Raw genomic sequence first — 18,074 nt, 5'->3', positions numbered from 1 at the left:
CGCGATCATGTTTGGAAACAAGCGTTAATCGTTGCCGGCGATGGCGCGGATCCGGATCACGTACAGCGTTGCCTCATGGGCGGGTTGGACAAGCAGGCCGGTGCTGACCGGCCCGGACAGCAGAGTGTCAAGCGGCCCGAGGCGAACCGGTTCAGCGGCGGGCACACTGATGTCGCCGTCCAAGCACAGGATGAGCGTTGTGCCGGCTTCAGTCCGGATTTCCACGGGGGCCGAAATCACCAGGCGTTCGACCGAATGCGTCATCCGGCTTCGGCGGGTCATGACATTGAGATCGGTGATCGGTCCGCCGATCAGCGCGGCCGAGGTCTGCACGTCGGCCGGGAAAGAAAACAGGGCGGTCGTCCTGTTTATAGATCTCGGCGGGTAGCCGGCAATCTCGAGGACGATGCCCTCGCCTTCGAGCACGGCAAGAGTGCGATCGATGCCGGCGAATTGCGAGAACGGACCGCTCGATTCGACACGCGCCATCGACACGCGCCAGTCGAAATCGTTTAGCCCGGCACCGGGCGGCGAGACGGCGATTTCCGTCGTCACGCCGCCACCGTTCTTCCACGGCATCGACCGGTATTCGGCTGCCCGCAGGATGCGCATACCTAGCCCTCCGCTATGGCTACGGGCGTTCGAAACTCGAAAAGCCGATTCCGCGGCTTTTCGCCTGCCTGCGGCCGGACGTTTCTCACCCGAGAATGCCGGGCAGGTTGAGCTGGTGCTCCTTGGCGCATTCGACGGCGATTTCGTAGCCGGCATCGGCGTGGCGCATGACACCGGTCGCCGGGTCGTTCCACAACACCCGCTCCAGGCGCCTGGCGGCTTCGCGCGTGCCGTCGGCGACGATGACCATGCCGGCGTGCTGCGAAAAACCCATGCCGACGCCGCCGCCATGGTGCAGCGACACCCAGGTGGCGCCCGACGCCGTGTTGAGCAGCGCGTTGAGCAGTGGCCAGTCGGATACCGCGTCCGAGCCGTCCTTCATCGATTCCGTTTCGCGGTTCGGCGAAGCAACCGAGCCGGAATCGAGGTGATCGCGACCGATGACGACAGGCGCCTTCAGCTCACCCTTGGCCACCATTTCATTGAAGGCAAGGCCGAGCCTGTGGCGGTCGCCAAGGCCGACCCAGCAGATGCGCGCCGGCAGACCCTGGAAGGCGATGCGCTCGCGCGCCATGTCCAACCAGTTGTGCAGGTGGGTGTTGCCGGGCGTCAGTTCGCGCACCTTGGCGTCGGTCTTGTAGATATCTTCCGGATCGCCCGACAGAGCCGCCCAGCGGAAGGGGCCTATGCCGCGGCAGAACAGCGGACGGATATAGGCCGGCACGAAGCCGGGGAAGGCAAAGGCGTTCTCGAACCCCTCCTCCTTGGCCACCTGGCGGATGTTGTTGCCATAGTCGAGCGTCGGCACGCCGGCGTTCCAGAACGCCACCATCGCCTCGACATGTTCGCGCATGGAAGCGCGGGCCGCCTTCTCGACCGCCTTGGGGTCGCTGACGCGCTTCTCGCGCCACTCGGCCATCGTCCAGCCCTTCGGCAGATAGCCATTGATGGGATCATGCGCCGAGGTCTGGTCAGTGACCATATCGGGGCGAATGCCACGTCTGAACATCTCCGGGACGATCTCGGCCGTATTGCCAAGCAGGCCGACCGACTTCGCCTCGCCGGCCTTGGTCCAGCGTTCGATCTTTTCCAGCGCCTCATCGAGCGTCTCGGCGCGCTCGTCGACGTAACGGGTGCGCAGGCGAAAATCGATCGAGTCCGGGTTGCATTCGATGGCGAGGCAGCAGGCGCCGGCCATGACGGCGGCGAGCGGCTGGGCACCACCCATGCCACCGAGCCCGCCGGTCAGGATCCATTTTCCCTTGAGATTGCCGCCGTAGTGCTGGCGGCCGGCCTCGACGAAGGTCTCGTAGGTGCCCTGCACGATGCCTTGCGTGCCGATGTAGATCCACGAGCCGGCCGTCATCTGGCCGTACATCATCAGGCCCTTCTTATCGAGCTCGTTGAACTTTTCCCAATTCGCCCAGTGCGGCACCAAATTGGAGTTGGCGATCAGCACACGCGGGGCGTCCGGATGGGTGCGGAAGACGCCGACCGGCTTGCCCGACTGGACCAGCAAAGTCTCGTCATCGGCCAGCGTCCTCAAGGAGGCGACGATGCGGTCGAAATCGTTCCAGGTGCGCGCCGCCCGGCCGATGCCGCCATAGACGACCAGTTCGTTGGGATTTTCAGCAACATCCGGGTCGAGATTGTTCATCAGCATGCGCAGCGGCGCTTCCGTCAGCCAGGAGCGCGCGCTGATTTCGGTGCCGCGCGGGCTGCGGACTTCGCGGATGTTGTGGCGAGGATTGTTCATGGCGTCACTCCATAAAGGACCTGATGTCAGACACGCGCCCAGGATGTCGCGGTCTCGAGGATTTTCCGCAGGGTGGCGCGGATCGGTGCTGCGAACTCGGCGTCATAGGGCACCGGCCAATTGTCCGGCGTGCCCTTGCCATCGGGCTCGCGCATATAGATGCGGTTGGAGAGTTCCATCTGCAGTGCGTGCACGCCTTGTTGCGGCTGGCCGAAATGGCGTGTGATCCAGCCGCCCTTGAAGCGGCCGTTGATGACAAAGGTTTCACCGGTTTCGGCCATGATCTGGCCGACCATCGCCTGCAGCGTCGGATCGGCGCTCCTGCCGTCATTGGTGCCGAGATTGAAAACCGGCAGCGTGCCTTCAAACAGGCGCGGCAGCACTGAACGGATCGAGTGGCAGTCATAGAGCACGATCTTTTCGTGTAGCCCGCGCAACCGGCCGATCTCGGCCTGCAAGGCGGCATGGTACGGCACGAAGAATTCCTCGCGACGCTCGTCGATCTCCGACGGCCCCGGTTCTTCGCCCTCGCGATAGAGCGGATCGCCATCGAAAGTCTCGGTCGGGCAAAGGCCCGTCGTCGCCTGGCCGGGGTAAAGCGAGGCGCCGGAGGGATCGCGATTGACGTCGATGACGGTGCGGGAGATCGCGGTGTGCACCACCGTCGCCCCGAGGCCGGCGGCAAAGTCATAGAGATTATCGATCCACCAATCGCAGTCGCGGCGGCCGAGCCAGGGTGAGACCAGCCGATTCTCAAGGCCGGCGAGGTCGATGCCGGTGTGTGGTATCGACACCAGCAACGGGGCTGTGCCGGGCGTGACCGTCAGCCAGGGCGCGCTTGCCATCACACCGCTCCGGAAATCGACGGCAGAGCCACACCGCCGGCGGCCTCGATGGCCGCACCGCTGCGCACCATGGCGATGGCTTTTTCCATATCGGGGTGGAAATGGCGGTCATTGTCGAGATGCGGCACTTCGGCCCGCACCAGCCTGCGCACCACCTCCAGGGCGTCGCTCGACGCCAGCGGCGCGTGGAAATCGCAGCCTTGGGCCGCGGCCAGCAGTTCGATGCCGATCACCGCGGTGGCGTTCTCGACCATGCCGATCAGCCGGCGCGCGCCGTGCGCGGCCATCGAAACATGGTCCTCCTGATTGGCCGAGGTGGGGATCGAATCGACTGATGCCGGATAGGCTTTCTGCTTGTTTTCGGAAACGAGCGCCGCCGCCGTCACCTGCGGGATCATGAAGCCGGAGTTCAGGCCGGGCTTGGGCGTCAGGAAGGCCGGCATGCCGGAAAGTGCCGGATCGACAAGCATGGCGATGCGGCGCTCCGACAGCGAGCCGATCTCGCAGACGGCGAGCGCGATCATGTCGGCGGCGAAGGCCACCGGCTCGGCGTGGAAATTGCCGCCGGAAAGCGCGGTGTCATCCTCGGCGAAGATCAGCGGATTGTCGGTGACGCCGTTGGCTTCGGTGCCCAGCGTGTCGGCCGCCTGGCGCAGCACGGTGAGTGCAGCGCCCATCACCTGCGGCTGGCAGCGCAGGCAATAGGGATCCTGCACGCGTTCGTCGCCAACCCGGTGCGATTCACGGATGGCGCTGCCGGCCATCAGATTGCGCAGGGCGTCGGCCGTCTCGATCTGGCCGGGATGCTTTCTCAGCACATGGATGCGCGGATCGAAGGGGGCGTCGGAGCCTTTTGCCGCGTCGGTCGACAGGGCACCGGCGACCAGCGCCGATTGGTAGAGCACTTCGGCCTCGAACAAGGCGGCCAGCGCATAGGCGGTCGAAAACTGGGTGCCGTTGAGCAGCGCCAAGCCCTCCTTTGCGCCCAGTGCCACCGGCTCCAGTCCATGCGAGACGAAGGCGACCTTGGCCGGGAAACGGCCATGTGGGGTAAAACATTCGCCGACACCGATCATCACCGCCGTCATGTGCGACAACGGGGCGAGGTCGCCGGAGGCGCCGACCGAACCCTGCGCCGGCACCACCGGGATGACGTCGTTGGCCAGCATCGCTTCCAGCAACTCGATGGTTTGCGGCCGCACACCCGACGCGCCCTGCGCCAGGCTGGCGAGCTTCAGCGCCATCATCAGCCGGCAAACGGCAACCGGCATCGGCTCGCCGACGCCGGCGGCGTGCGACAGGACGATGTTGCGCTGCAAGGTCTCGAGATCCTCGGCCGGGATGCGGACGCTGGCCAGTTTGCCGAAGCCGGTGTTGATGCCATAGACCGGCTCGCCCTTGGCGACCATCCTAGCGACGGCCTCGGCGCTCGCCTTGATTTTCGGCCGGCAGGCATCGTCCAGCTTGGGCACGGCGCCACGATAGATGGCGCGCCAGTCGGCCAGCGTCGCATTGCCGGGCTTCAGGGTCAGTTCGGTCATTGTCCTCTCCAGATGCGGGCATGCAGCGGGTTGAAGCCCATGCGATAGACGAGTTCGGCGGGGCGCTCGATGTTCCAGATCGCCAGGTCGGCGGATTTTCCGGCTTCCAGCGTGCCGGTTTCTCCCAGCAAACCAAGCGCGCGGGCCGCCTCCCGGGTGACGCCGGCAATGCATTCATCGACGGTCAGGCCGAACAGGGTCGCGGCCATGTTCATGGTCAGAAGCAGCGAGGTCAGCGGCGAAGTGCCGGGATTGTTGTCGGTGGCGACAGCCATCCTGACGCCGTGCTGGCGAAACAGGCCGATCGGCGGCTTCTTGGTTTCGCGAATGAAATAGTAGGCGCCGGGCAGGATCGTCGCCACGGTTCCGGCCTTGGCCATCGCCGCTGCACCTGCCTCATCGGTGTATTCGAGATGGTCGGCCGACAGCGCACCGTAACGGGCGGCGAGTTCGGCGCCATGCAAATTGGACAGTTGGTCGGCATGAAGCTTGACCGGCAGGCCGGCCGCCTTTGCAGCATCGAAGACGCGCGCCATCTGTTCCGGCGAAAAGGCGATGCCCTCGCAGAAACCGTCGACGGCATCGGCCAGCCCCTCGGCGGCAACCGCCGGGAGAATTTCCTTGGCGACCAGATCGATAAAGGCATCCTTGTCACCCTTGGCTTCCGGCGGCAGCGCGTGGGCGCCGAGGAAGGTCGTGCGGATCGTCACCGGCCGCTGGTTGCCCAGCCGCCGTGCGGCACGCAGCGACTTCTTCTCGTTTTCGAGGTCCAGGCCGTAGCCTGATTTTACCTCCACGGTGGTTACGCCCTCGGCGATCAGCGCATCGAGGCGTGGCAGTGATTGGGTGACCAGTTCGCTCTCGCTGGCGGCGCGCAGCGACTTGACCGAGGAGACTATGCCGCCGCCGGCCCGGGCGACCTCTTCATAAGTGGCGCCGGCCAGCCGCATCTCGAATTCGTTGGCGCGGTTGCCGGCATGGACCAGATGGGTGTGGCAGTCGATCAGGCCGGGTGTGATCCAGCGGCCCTCGCAATCAACCGTCTCGGCGCCCTGGGCAAGTGTCGGGGGCAGCTCCGACTCGGGGCCGGCATAAACAATGCGGCCGTCACGCGCAGCGACCGCGCCATGTTCGACGACGCCAAGTCCGGCAGACCCGTCGGCCATTGTCGTCAGCCGCGCATTGCGCCACAGACGAAGATCCCCTGCCCGGCTTTTGCTCTTTGCAGCCATCATCTTTTCCGTTTCAATCGATGACGATTATGTATATACATATTGAAACGCACTGCAAGTGCCTTCATCGCATGAGACACAGAGAACCGGAGAGAAAAGTGGCAGCGATCTTTGCGGAACAGGCGCTCCTTCCCGATGGCTGGCGCGAAAATGTGCGGCTTACCCTGGCTGAGGGACGCATCACAGCCGTTCAGCCTGGCGCTGCTGCGGCGGCAGCCGGCGACGAACGTCACGCGATCCTGTTACCCGGCATGCCCAATTTGCACAGCCACGCCTTCCAGCGCGGCATGGCCGGCCTTGCCGAGCTTCGCGGCCCCTCCGCCGACAGTTTCTGGAGCTGGCGCGAGGTGATGTACCGTTTCGCCCTGTCGATGACGCCCGATCAGGTCGAGGCGGTTGCCGCACAACTCTATGTCGAGATGCTGGAGGCCGGTTTTTCCCGCGTCGGCGAATTTCACTATCTGCATCACGACCGCGATGGAAAACCCTACGCCAACCCAGCCGAGATGGCCGAGCGCATTGCGGCCGCGGCCGGCGAGGCAGGCATCGGCCTGACGCTTTTGCCGGTGTTTTATGCGCACTCGTCTTTCGACGGTGCCGCACCAAACGAAGGCCAGCGGCGATTCATCAACGATGTGAATCGATTCTCGCGGCTTGTTGAGAAATGCCGCGAATCGGTTCGCGCGTTGGATCAGGCTGTTGTCGGCGTCGCTCCGCACAGCCTTCGCGCCGCGACACCGGAAGAACTGATTGACGTGACTGCCCTAGCGCCGGACGGGCCGATCCACATCCACATTGCCGAGCAGGTGAAAGAAGTCGAGGATTGCCTTGCCTGGTCGGGCGCGCGGCCGGTCGAATTTCTGCTGGCCAATGCCAAAGTCGACAAGCGCTGGTGCCTGATCCACGCCACCCACATGACCGATGCTGAAACCGTTGCCATGGCCAAAAGCGGTGCCATCGCCGGCCTGTGCCCGATCACCGAGGCCAATCTCGGTGACGGCACTTTTGCCGCGCCGCTGTTCAGGGAACATGGCGGCCGCTATGGCGTCGGCTCCGATTCCAATGTGCTCATCGGCCTGCCCGACGAGTTACGCCAGCTCGAATATTCGCAGCGTCTCGCCCACCGCGCCCGCAATGTGCTGGCGGTCGCAGGCGGCTCGACCGGTCGCGCACTGTTCGACGCCGCGCTCGACGGTGGCAGCGTCGCGCTTGGCGCCGGTGCTTCCGCGATCGCCGCCGGCGCATCCGCCGATCTTGTCTCGCTCGATCCCAAAAATCCCTCGCTGGCCGGCAAGAGTGGCGACGCGATCCTCGACGCCTGGATCTTCGCCAATGGCAGCAAGGTCGACTGCGTCTGGGTGCATGGCCGCAAACAGGTTAGCGGCGGCAGGCATGTGAAGCGAGAGGCCATCGCTGAGCGTTTTCGCAACGTGATGACGGCGCTTTCGACATGAGCATGGCCGGCACTGTGGAGGCGGAAGGCGGCGGCTCGCTGCACCAGCGCATCCTCTCCGACATCAGCGAGAAAATCCTGTCCGGCGCCTGGGCGCCCGGTCATCGCATCCCGTTCGAGCATGAGTTGAGCGTGCAATACAATTGCTCGCGCATGACGGTGAACAAGGCGCTGTCGCAGCTTGCCAAGGCCGGACTGATCGAGCGCCGCCGCCGCTCAGGCAGCTTTGTGCGCCGGCCGCAGTCGCAGGCCGCGGTGCTGGAAATCCACGATATCCGCATCGAGGTCGAAGCGCTCGGCCTGCCCTATCGCTACGAGCGCGTCGCCCGACACAAAAGGCGCAGCAGCACCGGGGATCGCGCACTGCTGGAACTCGGCGTGGCCGGACCGGTGCTGGCGCTGGAGTGCGGTCATTTCGCCGGCGAGCGGCCGTTCGCGCATGAACAGCGGCTGATCAATCTCACCGCCGTGCCCGAGGCAGCGGACGAGGAATTCGTGGCCACCGCACCAGGACCATGGCTGATTGGCCGCGTGCCGTGGAGCGAAGCCGAGCACCGGATTCGCGCTGTCGCCGCCGACAGGCATATCGCGGCTGCACTCGATATAGAAACCGGTGCGCCCTGCCTGGTGGTCGAGCGACGGACGTGGAGCGCCGAGCACCCGGTCACCCATGTGCGCTTCACCTACGCGGCCGAGAGCCACACGCTGGTGGCGAGGTTCAGGCCGCAGGGGTGAGGCTGATCTCCCCCCACGTGGGGGGAGATTGGCAGCTTCAACGCCTCAAATCGCAGCGGTAATAATAATCTCGACCAGATATTCCGGGGCGGCGAGCTTTGCTTCGCCGGTGGCGCGGGCTGGCGTGTTGCCCTGCGGCACCCACTTGTCCCATTCCGCGTTCATCTCGGCAAAGGTGCTCATGTCGGCCAGCCAGATGATCGCCTGCAGGATCTTGGTCTTGTCGGAGCCAGCCTTGGCCAGCAATTCGTCGACAGCCGCCAGGATGTCCCTGGTCTGCGAAGCGACATTGCCGGTTGGCTGGCCGACCTGACCAGCCAGATAGACGGTATTGCCATGGATGACGATCTGGCTCATGCGCGGGCCGACATCGATGCGACGAATGCTCATTGGATGGTTCCTTCCTGTGGCGGTTGCGCTTCTTTAGAGTCGCGACCGGCTTGGGGCAAGGTCGCTAGGTCGAATCCCCTTGGGCCAACGGCATATGATACGCACACACGGCAAGTTGACCCTGCCGCCGCAATTCCGCCGGATTGGCTTGTTGACTAATGTAATAACATCACATATCCAATCGGCCGCTGCCAGCAGCCGGATTTCGCCGCCTACGGATCGCAGAATGACAAATACCTGCCTGACATTCCGCGACCTGACGCTTGGCTACGGCAGCCATCCGGCGATCCATCATCTCGACGGCACCATCCGCAAGGGCTCGCTGACCGCTGTGGTCGGCGCCAACGGCTCCGGCAAATCGACGCTGATGAAAGGTATTGTCGGCGTCCTGAAGCCGATGGCCGGCGAGGTTGTCCGCGCACCCGGTGTACGTGCCGCCTATCTGCCGCAGCAATCGGAGCTCGACCGGTCCTTTCCGGCGCGGGTGGTGGATCTGGTTTCGCTCGGCCTGTGGCCACGGCGCGGCCTGCTTGGCCGCTACACTAGGGAAGATCGCGATGACGTCAGCAAGGCGCTGATGGCGGTGGGCCTCGGCGGTTTTGAAAAGCGGCCGATCGACACGCTGTCGGGCGGCCAACTGCAGCGCACGCTGTTTGCGCGTGTCCTGCTGCAGGACGCCGACCTCATCCTGCTCGACGAACCCTTCAACGCCGTCGACGCCAAGACGGTCGGCGACCTCATTGCGCTGATCAAGCACTGGCATGGCGAGGAACGCACCATCATGGTCGTCGTCCACGATCTGGATCTGGTGCGGCAGAATTTCCCCGAAACGCTGCTTCTGGCCCGCCAGCCGATCGCCTGGGGCGAAACCCGGGAAACGCTGAAGCCTGAAAATCTGTTGCGCGCCCGCCGTTTTCACGAGGCCTGGGAAGAAAATGCACCCTGGTGCGAGCCGGGCGAGGACGCTCATGGTCACGATCACCATGGCCACGATCACGATCACCAACATGGCGTCGGACCGAGGGCTGCTTGATGGACATGCTTTACGGCCTTGTCATCGCGCCCTTCGCCGATTTCGCCTTCATGCAGCGGGCGTTGATCGGTTCGCTGATGCTGTCGCTCGGCGCCTGCCCGATCGGCGTCTTCCTGATGCTGCGGCGCATGAGCCTGTCGGGCGACGCCATGGCGCACGCAATCCTGCCCGGTGCAGCCGCCGGCTTCCTGTTCTATGGGCTGGAAATCCTGCCGATGACCATCGGCGGCCTGATCGCCGGCGTCATCGTCGCGCTCGGCGCCGGCGCCGTCTCGCGTTTCACCATCCAGCGCGAAGACGCCTCGATGGCGGCTTTCTACCTGATTTCGCTCGCCATCGGCGTGCTGATGGTGTCGATCCGCGGTTCCAGCGTCGATCTCATGCATGTGCTGTTCGGCACCGTGCTGGCGCTCAATGACGAGGCCCTGACGCTGATCGGCGGCATCGTCGCGGTGACGCTGGTCAGCCTCGCCATCTTCTGGCGGGCGCTGGTCGCCGAATGCCTAGACCCGCTGTTCCTGCGCTCGGTCAGCCGGCTCGGCAGCCCGGTGCATTTCATCTTCCTCGGCCTTGTCGTACTCAACCTCGTCGGCGGCTTCCAGGCGCTCGGCACGCTTCTATCGGTTGGGCTGATGATGCTGCCGGCCGCGGCCGCCCGCTTCTGGACGGTTCGCGTCGAGCCGATGTGCGTGCTGGCCGTACTGATCGGCTTCGCATCCTGCGTCGCCGGGCTGCTTTTGTCCTATCACGCCTCGCTGCCATCCGGCCCGGCCATCATCCTGTCGGCCGGCGTCGTCTATTTCGCCTCGATCCTGTTCGGCACGCGCGGCATTCTGCGCGCACGCATCATCCATCACCGTCACAGAACGGCCTGATCCCCGCCCCTAGAAGGAGACCCCTCTATGCTGAAATCCATCCATGCCGCCCTGGCGATGAGCGTTATAACATTAACCGCCTTTGGCGCATCGTCGGCCTTCGCGGCCCCGCTGAAAGTGGTCGCCAGCTTCACCGTCATTGCCGATTTCGCCAAAAATGTCGGCGGCGACCGCATCGATGTCACCACCATCGTCGGGCCGGATGGCGATGCCCATGTCTACGAGCCGAGCCCGGCCGATGCGGTGGCCATGGCCAAGGCCGACATCGTGCTGGTCAACGGCCTGCATTTCGAAGGTTTTCTGCAGCGGCTGGTCGATGCCAGTGCCACCAAGGCCTCGATCATCACCTTGACCAAGGGCGTGACGCCGATCGATTTCAAGCCTGAATTCGCCGATGCCGACGCGGCCGAAGGTGCCGGCACCGGCGGCGGCAAGACGGTCACCGATCCCCACGCATTCCAGTCGATTGCCAACGCCAGGATCTATGTGAAGAACATCGCCGAGGCTTTCTGCGCGGCCGATTCGGAAGGCTGCGTCAGCTATCAGACCAATGCCGCCGCCTACACCAAGAAGCTTGATGCGGTCGAAGGTGAAGTGAAAGCGGCAATTGCCTCGATCCCAGAGAGCAAGCGCGTCGTCATCACCTCGCACGACGCCTTCGGCTATTTCGAACATGCATACGGCCTGACCTTCCTTGCCCCGCAAGGGGTCTCAACCGACTCCGAACCATCCGCCGCAGACGTTGCCAAGCTGGTCAATCAGGTGAAGCAGGACAAGGCGGCTGCGATCTTCGTCGAGAACATCACCAACCCGCGCCTGATCGAGCAAATCGCCAGCGAAACCGGCATCAAAGTCGGCGGCACGCTCTATTCGGACGCGCTGTCGCAGCCCGACGGCCCGGCCGCAACCTATATCGACATGATGCACAACAACATCCGTCAGATCAAAGGCGCTATTCTCGGCAGCTGAGTTTGAAGGATCGTCCAGCCGGGCCGCATCGGCCCGGTTGGATTTTCTGGCACGCAATGTCTATTTGGCAGAGAAATCCTTCGGCACGGATTGCCGCCCATGTCGGGGAGTGGCAAGACTGCCACCTGACCAGTTTGCGAGGATGCTGCCATGGAATACCGCGAAATCAGCGAGGACTATTCGGTTTCGGGCCAGATCCAGCCCGAAGACGTCCCCGCCATCAAGAAAGCCGGCTTCAAGAGCGTCATCTGCAACCGGCCCGATGACGAACAGCCGGGCCAGCCTTCTGCCGACACCGTCGGGGCAGCGGTCGAAGCCGCAGGCCTCGCCTTCCGCTACATTCCGGTGATCAGCGGCCAGATCACGGCCGAGAATGTCGAGGATCAGGCCGAAGCGCTCGAGGAACTCGACGGCCCGGTCTTCGCCTATTGCCGTTCCGGCGCCCGCTGCACCAATCTCTATGGACTGATCCAGCAGTCGAAGGGTTGAAGGGCCCTTCCGTCATTAGGCTGGGGATCCTTCACACCCCCTCTGGCCTGCCGACGTATCAATGATATCCGCTCAGATTAAATCGGCAGCGCGCCGGTTTCCTTCAGCGTCTCCAGCACGATCGCCGTCTTCACGTGCTGCACGGATTCGTGCGGCAGTAGCACGCCGTTGACGAATTCCGACAATGATTTGAGATCCGGCGTCACCACTTTCAGGATGTAGTCCATCTCGCCGGTCAGCGCGTGCGCTTCCTGCACTTCGGGCAGCCGCGCCACCAGTTCGCCGAAGCGCCTTGCATTGTCGCGATTGTGGGTGGCGAGCGTGACCGAAATGACGTTGACCAGGGAAAAACCGAGCTTGTCGCGGTCGAGAACGGCGCGATAGCCCCTGATGAAGCCGTCCTCCTCCAGCCGCTGACGGCGGCGCGAGCATTGCGACGCCGACAGGTTCACCCGCTCCGAAAGATCGTTGTTGGTCAGCCGCGCATCACCCTGCAACAGTGCCATTATCTTGCGGTCGAACTGGTCAATGCGCGCCTCATCCATGGCTTTCCCTTACATCATGCACGCTTCACGCATGACGTCATCATTTCAAGCGTTTGAATGCAAGCACCGTGCGCCTCCTCCGCGTTATCATCGTGTCAAATCGCCTTTTCAGGCCAGGCCAGCTTTCGGAGGAATATTATGGGTCCCTTCCCGCACGACGCCCCGCCCGCCAGGATCAGCAAGGACAACCCGGCCGGCACCGATGGGTTCGAGTTCGTCGAATTCGCGCATCCGGAGCCGCAAAAGCTGGCTGAGCTGTTCACCCGCATGGGCTATATCGCGGTGGCCAAGCACCGCACGAAGGACATCACCGTCTGGCGCCAGGGCGACATCAACTATGTCGTCAATGCCGAACCCGGCTCGCATGCGATGAAGTTCGTCGACAAGCACGGCCCTTGCGCCGCCTCGATGGCCTGGCGGGTGGTCGACGCCAAACACGCCTTCGATCATGCCGTTGCCAAGGGTGCCACACCTTACGAAGGTGCCGACAAGGCGCTGGACGTGCCGGCGATCGTGGGCATTGGCGGCTCGCTGCTCTATTTCATCGAAACCTACGGCAAGAAGGGCTCGGCCTATGACGCCGAGTTCGAGTGGCTGGGTGCGCGCGACCCGCGGCCGGAAGGCGTCGGCTTCTACTATCTCGATCACCTGACCCACAATGTCTATCGCGGCCAGATGGACAAATGGTGGGATTTCTACCGCAACCTGTTCGGCTTCAAGCAGATCCATTTCTTCGACATCGACGGCAAGATCACCGGCCTGGTCAGCCGCGCCATCACCTCGCCCTGCGGCAAGATCCGCATTCCGCTCAACGAGTCCAAGGACGAGACCAGCCAGATCGCCGAGTACCTGAAGAAGTACAATGGCGAAGGCATCCAGCACATCGCCGTCGGCACCGACGAAATCTACGAGGCCACCGACAGACTGGCCGAGAACGGGCTGAAGTTCATGCCCGGCCCGCCTGAAACCTACTACGACATGTCGTATGACCGCGTGAACGGCCATGACGAACCGATCGAGCGGATGAAGAAGCACGGCATCCTGATCGACGGCGAAGGCGTCGTCGACGGCGGCACGACCAAGATCCTGCTGCAGATATTCTCGAAAACCGTGATCGGCCCAATCTTCTTCGAGTTCATCCAGCGCAAGGGCGACGAAGGTTTTGGCGAAGGCAATTTCCGCGCGCTGTTCGAATCGATCGAGCAGGATCAGATCAAGCGCGGGGTGATCAAGGTTCAGGCGGCGGAATAGCCATCGAACTCACTTGCGGCCCGGCCAATTATGACCTAAATTCTGGTCATAAGAGGTCATCTATGAATATCCCCATGGCAAAAGCGAAGGCTCAGCTTTCCGAATTGGTGAAACGTGCCCAGGCTGGCGAAGAGATCCATCTGACCCGACATGGAGAGGTTGTCGCAACCTTGAGCGCTCCCGTTCGGGCTGGTGGGAGCAAAGGCTTGCTTGGCGCCCTGAAAGGCCAGATTTGGATATCGGATGATTTTGATGAACTCGGTCCCGAATGGGACGATTATATTAAATGAGCCGCAGATATCTGGTCGATACCCATATTCTGCTTTGGGTACTCAACGCCGATTCACGTCTTTCGGATCATCATCGCGATATCTTTCTCACAGGCAAGGATGTGATCGTCAGCGCCGTCTCGGTGGCCGAGATCGCCATCAAGAAATCGCTCGGCAAAGTGACGCTCACAGGCGACATCGTGGACATCCTGCGATCGAACGGGATTCCGATTCTCGGCGTAAACGAACTACACGCGGCGAGACTTGAACATCTGCCGCTTCACCACCGCGATCCCTTCGACCGCCTGCTTATTGCGCAGACCCAAATTGAAGGCCTGACGTTGGTCTCCGCGGATCGGCAATTTTCAGCCTATGACGTCGTATTGGCCTGATCGCCCAAGCCCAGCCGCTTGACCTCTTTCGCCGGGCTGAAGGGACAATACCGCGCGGTAGAGTCGGTCGTTCGACCAGAGATTGTTGCCGGCCATGCTGCGCGGGTAGTCGGGCAGGCTCATCACGTCATCCGGTTGACCGCGACAGATACAAGCCCGCCCACATAACGACAAATCCAGCAAGAACGATCAGCAGCAACCAGTTCATACGCCGACGCATGCTCTGCGTTTCCGCGTCCCGCGCGACGGCCATGTTGGTGATGGTGTGGAACATCATCGCCTTGCGCGGAAAGCCGCTGCGGTTGGTCAGGTCAGGCGAGCGCGCCTCTATGCGATAGCTCAGCCGGATCGCCTGGATGAAGACCGCCAGTATGGCGAGTGCCCAGACACCGGCCAGCAGATAGACCCCCGTCATGCCCTTACCTCTCGTATTTCTCGACCTTCTGTTCGATGGCACCGAAGATCGAATGCCCAGCCTTGTCCTTCATCTCGATGCGCACCGTGTCGCCGAAGCGCAGGAATGGCGTTTTGGCTTCGCCTGACACAATGGTCTCGATCATGCGCAGTTCGGCGATGCAGGAATAGCCGGCGCCGCCGGCCGAGACAGGCTTGCCCGGCCCGCCGTCGAGCTTGTTGGAGACGGTGCCGGAACCGATGATCGTGCCGGCGGCCAATGGCCGTGTCCTTGCTGCATGAACGATCAGCGCAGGAAAGTCGAAGGTCATGTCGATACCGGCATTGGCGCGGCCGAACGGCTTGCCGTTGAGATCGGTAAGCAGCGGCAGGCTGACCTTGCCGCCGTCCCAGGCATCACCCAGTTCGTCCGGCGTCACAGCGACCGGTGAAAACGCCGAGGACGGCTTTGATTGGAAAAAACCGAAACCTTTGGCCAGTTCCGGTCCGGTGAGCGCGCGCAACGTAACGTCGTTGACCAGCATGACCAGTCGGATCGCTGCCTTTGCTTCTTCGAGGCTTGCACCCATCGGCACGTCGTCGACGATGACAGCGACCTCGCCCTCCATGTCGATGCCGAAGGCTTCGTCAGCCGTGCGGATCGGATCACGTGGCGGAATGAAAGAATCCGAGCCGCCCTGGTAGATCAGCGGGTCGGTCCAGAAGCTCGCCGGCATCTCGGCGCCGCGCGCTTTGCGCACCAGCTCGACATGGTTCACGTAAGCCGAGCCATCGGCCCATTGATAGGCACGCGGCAGCGGCGAATGGGCGTCATGTTCGTGGAAGCGCTCCGCCGGCATCGCATTGTTCTCAAGCGATTCCGCTATCGTCGCGAGATGCGGGGCGATGCGCCGCCAGTCGTCGAGCGCCGCCTGCAGCGTGCGTACCAGGAACGAGGCGTCGGTGAAGCGTGTCAGGTCGCGCGAGACGACGACGAGTTTTCCGTCGCGCGTCCCGTCCTTCAATGTGGCAAGCTTCATGCGGTTTCCTCTCCTGCTGCAGCTTTGGCGCTGCTTAAGCCCACAACAAGACCGTCGCGGGCGATCGTCAAGTCGCCGTTCCAAGTTTTCCTGACAGCGGCAGTCCAGTCGGCCTCGCCTATCAAAGAATCGTCGGCCGGGATGAGATGGTTGAGCACCAATCTCTTCACGCCGGCATCGCTTGCGATGCTGCCGGCTTCTTCGGCAAAGCTGTGGCTGGCGAGCAGATGCTCTCTGAGCCGCGCACCATTGCCGGTCCTGGCCACCAGTCGCTCGATGCCTTCTTCCAGCATGGCTTCGTGGACGAGGATGTCGGCGCCTCGGGCAAAATCGGCGAGCGGCGGATAAAAGGCCGTGTCGCCGGAGAACACCACGCTTTTGGCGCCATGCTCGAAGCGAAGCGCAAAACAATCGGTCACCGGCGGATGCTCGACGCGCAGCGCCGAAACCGTCAAGCCGCCCTGCGCGACCACCTGGCCTTCGCCGAATTCGCTGATCGACACCAGATCGCGAATATCCGGCCGGCCTTCGTCAACGATGCGGATCTCGATGTCGAACTCCATCGCCTGGCAAAAGCGCCGCCAGTAATGACCGGTGCCGGGCGGACCGAACACGCCGACGGGCGTCGCGAGGCCCGCCGTCCAGGCGGTGTGGATCAGCGGCCCCAGTTCCAGCACATGGTCGGAATGCAGATGCGTGATGAAGATCAGGTCGAGCGACTTCAGGCTGATGCCGGCATCGACCAGACCACGCGTCACGCCAAGGCCGCAGTCGACGACGATGCTGCGGCCGCCGATCTGCAGCAGCGACGAACTCGGCCATGGACCACCCGGCCGCAATGCCGGGCCACCCTTCGAGCCCAAAAGCACCAGCCGATCCGGCATTGGCTCGGTGCTCAAGACCAGTCGCCCTCGGGCGTGCCGTTGAAACGCTTCTTCAGGTCGGCCCAGCAGTCGATGTAGTTGTCCTGCCGGGTTTCGAGCTCGGCGCCGTAGCGGGTCAGCATCTGCGGAAATCGGGTCTCGAACATGAAGGCCATGGTGTTGTCGAGCTTGACCGGTTTCAGCTCCGCGCGCGAGGCCTTTTCGAAGCCAGGCGCATCCGGCCCATGGGCCAGCATCAGATTGTGCAGGCTGATGCCGCCAGGCACGAAACCTTCTTCCTTGGCGTCGTACTGGCCGTGGATCAGGCCCATGAACTCGCTCATGATGTTGCGGTGGTACCAGGGCGGCCGGAAGGTATCTTCGGCCACCAGCCAGCGCGGCGGGAAGATGACGAAGTCGATGTTGGCCGTGCCCTCCTCGCCGCTTGGTGCCGTTAACACGGTGAAGATCGACGGATCGGGATGGTCGAACAAAAGCGCTCCGACCGGTGAAAAGGTCGCCAGATCATATTTGTAGGGCGCATAATTGCCGTGCCAGGCAACGACATCGAGCGGCGAATGGCCGATCTCGGTGACATGGAAATTGCCGCACCATTTCACGATCAGCCGGCACGGCGTTTCCTTCTCCTCGAACCAGGCGCAAGGCGTCTTGAAATCGCGTGGGTTGGCCAGGCAATTGGCGCCGATCGGGCCGCGATCGGGCAGCGTCAACTTGGCGCCGTAGTTCTCGCAGACGTAGCCGCGCACTTCGGCGTCGACCAGCTCGACCTTGAAGACCAGACCGCGTGGCAGCACGGCGATCTCGCCGGGCCGCAGCTCAATGACGCCCATCTCGGTGACGAAGCGCAATGCGCCGACTTGCGGCACGACCAGCAACTCGCCGTCGGCATTGAAAAAATGATCGTCCGCCATCGAGGTGTTGGCGACATAGACATGCGCCGCCATGCCGGTCTGCCCGAGCACGTCGCCAGCGGTTGTGATGCTGCGCATACCGGCGATGAAATCGGTCGGCTCCTTCGGCATCGGCACCGGGTTCCAGCGATACTGGCCGAGCGCCAGTTCATGATCGCCGACACTGGGCGCACTCTTCCACAAGGGATAGCTCGCCGCCTTGAAGCGGCCGGTGTGCTTGACGCTCGGCCGGATGCGGTAGAGCCAGGACCGCTCATTGGTGCCGCGCGGCGCGGTGAAGGGCGAGCCTGAAAGCTGCTCGGCATAGAGGCCGTAGGCCGGCCGCTGCGGCGAATTCCGTCCCTGCGGCAACGAGCCGGGCAGCGTCTCGGTCTCAAAATCGTTGCCGAAGCCCGGCATATAGGAAAAGGCCATTGCTTCCTCCCGAAATGGATATCAATTGACCAAACTGGTTTCATT

At 63.1% G+C, this 18,074-nt stretch carries 20 protein-coding genes and 1 pseudogene; 9 read left to right on the top strand and 12 right to left on the bottom strand.

From position 1 onward, the window contains the following. Positions 1 to 24: 24 nt before the first annotated feature. From AC0L2D_RS13495 to hutI, 5 genes are all read right to left on the bottom strand, one after another. Positions 25 to 612 (bottom strand): HutD/Ves family protein, encoded by a 588-nt coding sequence (locus AC0L2D_RS13495; RefSeq protein ID WP_013532299.1) that lies wholly within the window; start codon positions 610 to 612, stop codon positions 25 to 27. Positions 613 to 697: 85 nt separating this feature from the next. Next, entirely contained in the window at positions 698 to 2,368 is a 1,671-nt protein-coding gene (gene hutU, locus AC0L2D_RS13490; protein WP_013532300.1) for a urocanate hydratase, read from the bottom strand. 26 nt (positions 2,369 to 2,394) lie between these two features. Beyond that, positions 2,395 to 3,213, bottom strand: coding sequence for an N-formylglutamate deformylase (gene hutG, locus AC0L2D_RS13485; protein WP_013532301.1), 819 nt, complete (start codon positions 3,211 to 3,213; stop codon positions 2,395 to 2,397). Beyond that, a complete protein-coding gene (gene hutH / locus AC0L2D_RS13480; RefSeq protein WP_473541312.1) occupies positions 3,213 to 4,754 on the bottom strand; it encodes a histidine ammonia-lyase in 1,542 nt (513 codons plus the stop codon). Before hutH ends, hutG begins: the two co-directional genes overlap by 1 nt. After that, positions 4,751 to 5,986, bottom strand: coding sequence for an imidazolonepropionase (hutI, locus tag AC0L2D_RS13475; protein WP_063167743.1), 1,236 nt, complete (start codon positions 5,984 to 5,986; stop codon positions 4,751 to 4,753). Before hutI ends, hutH begins: the two co-directional genes overlap by 4 nt. A 98-nt stretch (positions 5,987 to 6,084) precedes the next feature. Here hutI and AC0L2D_RS13470 point away from each other — a divergent pair, with 98 nt between their 5' ends. Beyond that, the gene (locus AC0L2D_RS13470) at positions 6,085 to 7,440 is read left to right on the top strand and encodes a formimidoylglutamate deiminase (RefSeq protein ID WP_473541311.1); all 1,356 of its coding nucleotides are present in this window, start codon (positions 6,085 to 6,087) and stop codon (positions 7,438 to 7,440) included. Next, positions 7,437 to 8,174: a histidine utilization repressor gene (gene hutC / locus AC0L2D_RS13465; protein ID WP_473541309.1), complete on the top strand. Its 738-nt coding sequence runs from the start codon at positions 7,437 to 7,439 to the stop codon at positions 8,172 to 8,174. Before AC0L2D_RS13470 ends, hutC begins: the two co-directional genes overlap by 4 nt. A gap of 45 nt (positions 8,175 to 8,219) precedes the next feature. On the opposite strand, the gene AC0L2D_RS13460 is transcribed toward hutC, so the two are convergent. Continuing rightward, the gene (locus tag AC0L2D_RS13460) at positions 8,220 to 8,564 is read right to left on the bottom strand and encodes a RidA family protein (RefSeq protein ID WP_013532306.1); all 345 of its coding nucleotides are present in this window, start codon (positions 8,562 to 8,564) and stop codon (positions 8,220 to 8,222) included. A gap of 226 nt (positions 8,565 to 8,790) precedes the next feature. Between AC0L2D_RS13460 and aztA the strand changes: the two genes are divergently transcribed. From aztA to AC0L2D_RS13440, 4 genes are all read left to right on the top strand, one after another. Then, entirely contained in the window at positions 8,791 to 9,597 is an 807-nt protein-coding gene (gene aztA / locus AC0L2D_RS13455) for a zinc ABC transporter ATP-binding protein AztA (RefSeq protein WP_063167741.1), read from the top strand. Continuing rightward, on the top strand, positions 9,597 to 10,472 hold the full coding sequence (gene aztB / locus AC0L2D_RS13450) for a zinc ABC transporter permease AztB (protein WP_013532308.1): 876 nt from the start codon (positions 9,597 to 9,599) through the stop codon (positions 10,470 to 10,472). The genes aztA and aztB overlap by 1 nt, the downstream gene beginning before the upstream one ends. A gap of 27 nt (positions 10,473 to 10,499) precedes the next feature. Then, on the top strand, positions 10,500 to 11,441 hold the full coding sequence (aztC, locus tag AC0L2D_RS13445; RefSeq protein WP_013532309.1) for a zinc ABC transporter substrate-binding protein AztC: 942 nt from the start codon (positions 10,500 to 10,502) through the stop codon (positions 11,439 to 11,441). Positions 11,442 to 11,591: 150 nt separating this feature from the next. After that, positions 11,592 to 11,930, top strand: a complete 339-nt coding sequence (locus AC0L2D_RS13440; RefSeq protein ID WP_473541305.1) for a protein tyrosine phosphatase family protein — start codon at positions 11,592 to 11,594, stop codon at positions 11,928 to 11,930. Positions 11,931 to 12,007: 77 nt separating this feature from the next. Here AC0L2D_RS13440 and AC0L2D_RS13435 read toward each other — a convergent pair whose 3' ends face one another. Then, positions 12,008 to 12,475, bottom strand: coding sequence for an Lrp/AsnC family transcriptional regulator (locus tag AC0L2D_RS13435; RefSeq protein ID WP_013532311.1), 468 nt, complete (start codon positions 12,473 to 12,475; stop codon positions 12,008 to 12,010). Positions 12,476 to 12,613: 138 nt separating this feature from the next. Between AC0L2D_RS13435 and hppD the strand changes: the two genes are divergently transcribed. The 3 genes from hppD (at position 12,614) to AC0L2D_RS13420 (ending at position 14,387) form a co-directional block, all read left to right on the top strand. Beyond that, positions 12,614 to 13,726, top strand: coding sequence for a 4-hydroxyphenylpyruvate dioxygenase (gene hppD / locus AC0L2D_RS13430; RefSeq protein WP_473541303.1), 1,113 nt, complete (start codon positions 12,614 to 12,616; stop codon positions 13,724 to 13,726). Positions 13,727 to 13,788: 62 nt separating this feature from the next. Further along, the gene (locus AC0L2D_RS13425) at positions 13,789 to 14,016 is read left to right on the top strand and encodes a type II toxin-antitoxin system Phd/YefM family antitoxin (RefSeq protein WP_473541301.1); all 228 of its coding nucleotides are present in this window, start codon (positions 13,789 to 13,791) and stop codon (positions 14,014 to 14,016) included. Further along, positions 14,013 to 14,387, top strand: coding sequence for a type II toxin-antitoxin system VapC family toxin (locus AC0L2D_RS13420; RefSeq protein ID WP_013532314.1), 375 nt, complete (start codon positions 14,013 to 14,015; stop codon positions 14,385 to 14,387). Before AC0L2D_RS13425 ends, AC0L2D_RS13420 begins: the two co-directional genes overlap by 4 nt. A gap of 27 nt (positions 14,388 to 14,414) precedes the next feature. On the opposite strand, the pseudogene AC0L2D_RS13415 reads toward AC0L2D_RS13420, so the two are convergent. The 5 genes and pseudogenes from AC0L2D_RS13415 to hmgA form a co-directional block, all read right to left on the bottom strand. Continuing rightward, positions 14,415 to 14,510 (bottom strand): annotated as a pseudogene (locus AC0L2D_RS13415) (DinB family protein); the annotation flags it as partial. 4 nt (positions 14,511 to 14,514) lie between these two features. After that, positions 14,515 to 14,802: a hypothetical protein gene (locus AC0L2D_RS13410; RefSeq protein ID WP_473541299.1), complete on the bottom strand. Its 288-nt coding sequence runs from the start codon at positions 14,800 to 14,802 to the stop codon at positions 14,515 to 14,517. A 4-nt stretch (positions 14,803 to 14,806) separates the two neighbouring features. After that, positions 14,807 to 15,820 carry a fumarylacetoacetate hydrolase family protein gene (locus AC0L2D_RS13405; RefSeq protein ID WP_127365974.1) on the bottom strand — a complete coding sequence of 338 codons (1,014 nt, stop codon included), beginning with the start codon at positions 15,818 to 15,820 and terminating at the stop codon, positions 14,807 to 14,809. Further along, complete coding sequence (locus AC0L2D_RS13400; protein WP_032899759.1) at positions 15,817 to 16,704, bottom strand: MBL fold metallo-hydrolase; 888 nt, start codon at positions 16,702 to 16,704, stop codon at positions 15,817 to 15,819. The genes AC0L2D_RS13405 and AC0L2D_RS13400 overlap by 4 nt, the downstream gene beginning before the upstream one ends. 11 nt (positions 16,705 to 16,715) lie before the next feature. After that, the gene (gene hmgA, locus AC0L2D_RS13395; protein WP_473541297.1) at positions 16,716 to 18,029 is read right to left on the bottom strand and encodes a homogentisate 1,2-dioxygenase; all 1,314 of its coding nucleotides are present in this window, start codon (positions 18,027 to 18,029) and stop codon (positions 16,716 to 16,718) included. Positions 18,030 to 18,074: the final 45 nt, after the last annotated feature.

The organism is Mesorhizobium sp. WSM4833 (assembly GCF_055811095.1).
This window is presented reverse-complemented; position numbering and strand designations above follow the sequence as displayed.

Bases quoted from the DNA above. Each gene is read 5' to 3' on its own strand.
- AC0L2D_RS13495 (WP_013532299.1), bottom strand. From the start codon at position 612: ATGCGCATCCTGCGGGCAGCCGAATACCGGTCGATGCCGTGGAAGAAC.
- hutU (WP_013532300.1), bottom strand. From the start codon at position 2,368: ATGAACAATCCTCGCCACAACATCCGCGAAGTCCGCAGCCCGCGCGGC.
- hutG (WP_013532301.1), bottom strand. From the start codon at position 3,213: ATGGCAAGCGCGCCCTGGCTGACGGTCACGCCCGGCACAGCCCCGTTG.
- hutH (WP_473541312.1), bottom strand. From the start codon at position 4,754: ATGACCGAACTGACCCTGAAGCCCGGCAATGCGACGCTGGCCGACTGG.
- hutI (WP_063167743.1), bottom strand. From the start codon at position 5,986: ATGGCTGCAAAGAGCAAAAGCCGGGCAGGGGATCTTCGTCTGTGGCGC.
- hutC (WP_473541309.1), top strand. From the start codon at position 7,437: ATGAGCATGGCCGGCACTGTGGAGGCGGAAGGCGGCGGCTCGCTGCAC.
- AC0L2D_RS13460 (WP_013532306.1), bottom strand. From the start codon at position 8,564: ATGAGCATTCGTCGCATCGATGTCGGCCCGCGCATGAGCCAGATCGTC.
- aztA (WP_063167741.1), top strand. From the start codon at position 8,791: ATGACAAATACCTGCCTGACATTCCGCGACCTGACGCTTGGCTACGGC.
- aztB (WP_013532308.1), top strand. From the start codon at position 9,597: ATGGACATGCTTTACGGCCTTGTCATCGCGCCCTTCGCCGATTTCGCC.
- aztC (WP_013532309.1), top strand. From the start codon at position 10,500: ATGCTGAAATCCATCCATGCCGCCCTGGCGATGAGCGTTATAACATTA.
- AC0L2D_RS13440 (WP_473541305.1), top strand. From the start codon at position 11,592: ATGGAATACCGCGAAATCAGCGAGGACTATTCGGTTTCGGGCCAGATC.
- AC0L2D_RS13435 (WP_013532311.1), bottom strand. From the start codon at position 12,475: ATGGATGAGGCGCGCATTGACCAGTTCGACCGCAAGATAATGGCACTG.
- hppD (WP_473541303.1), top strand. From the start codon at position 12,614: ATGGGTCCCTTCCCGCACGACGCCCCGCCCGCCAGGATCAGCAAGGAC.
- AC0L2D_RS13425 (WP_473541301.1), top strand. From the start codon at position 13,789: ATGAATATCCCCATGGCAAAAGCGAAGGCTCAGCTTTCCGAATTGGTG.
- AC0L2D_RS13420 (WP_013532314.1), top strand. From the start codon at position 14,013: ATGAGCCGCAGATATCTGGTCGATACCCATATTCTGCTTTGGGTACTC.
- AC0L2D_RS13410 (WP_473541299.1), bottom strand. From the start codon at position 14,802: ATGACGGGGGTCTATCTGCTGGCCGGTGTCTGGGCACTCGCCATACTG.
- AC0L2D_RS13405 (WP_127365974.1), bottom strand. From the start codon at position 15,820: ATGAAGCTTGCCACATTGAAGGACGGGACGCGCGACGGAAAACTCGTC.
- AC0L2D_RS13400 (WP_032899759.1), bottom strand. From the start codon at position 16,704: ATGCCGGATCGGCTGGTGCTTTTGGGCTCGAAGGGTGGCCCGGCATTG.
- hmgA (WP_473541297.1), bottom strand. From the start codon at position 18,029: ATGGCCTTTTCCTATATGCCGGGCTTCGGCAACGATTTTGAGACCGAG.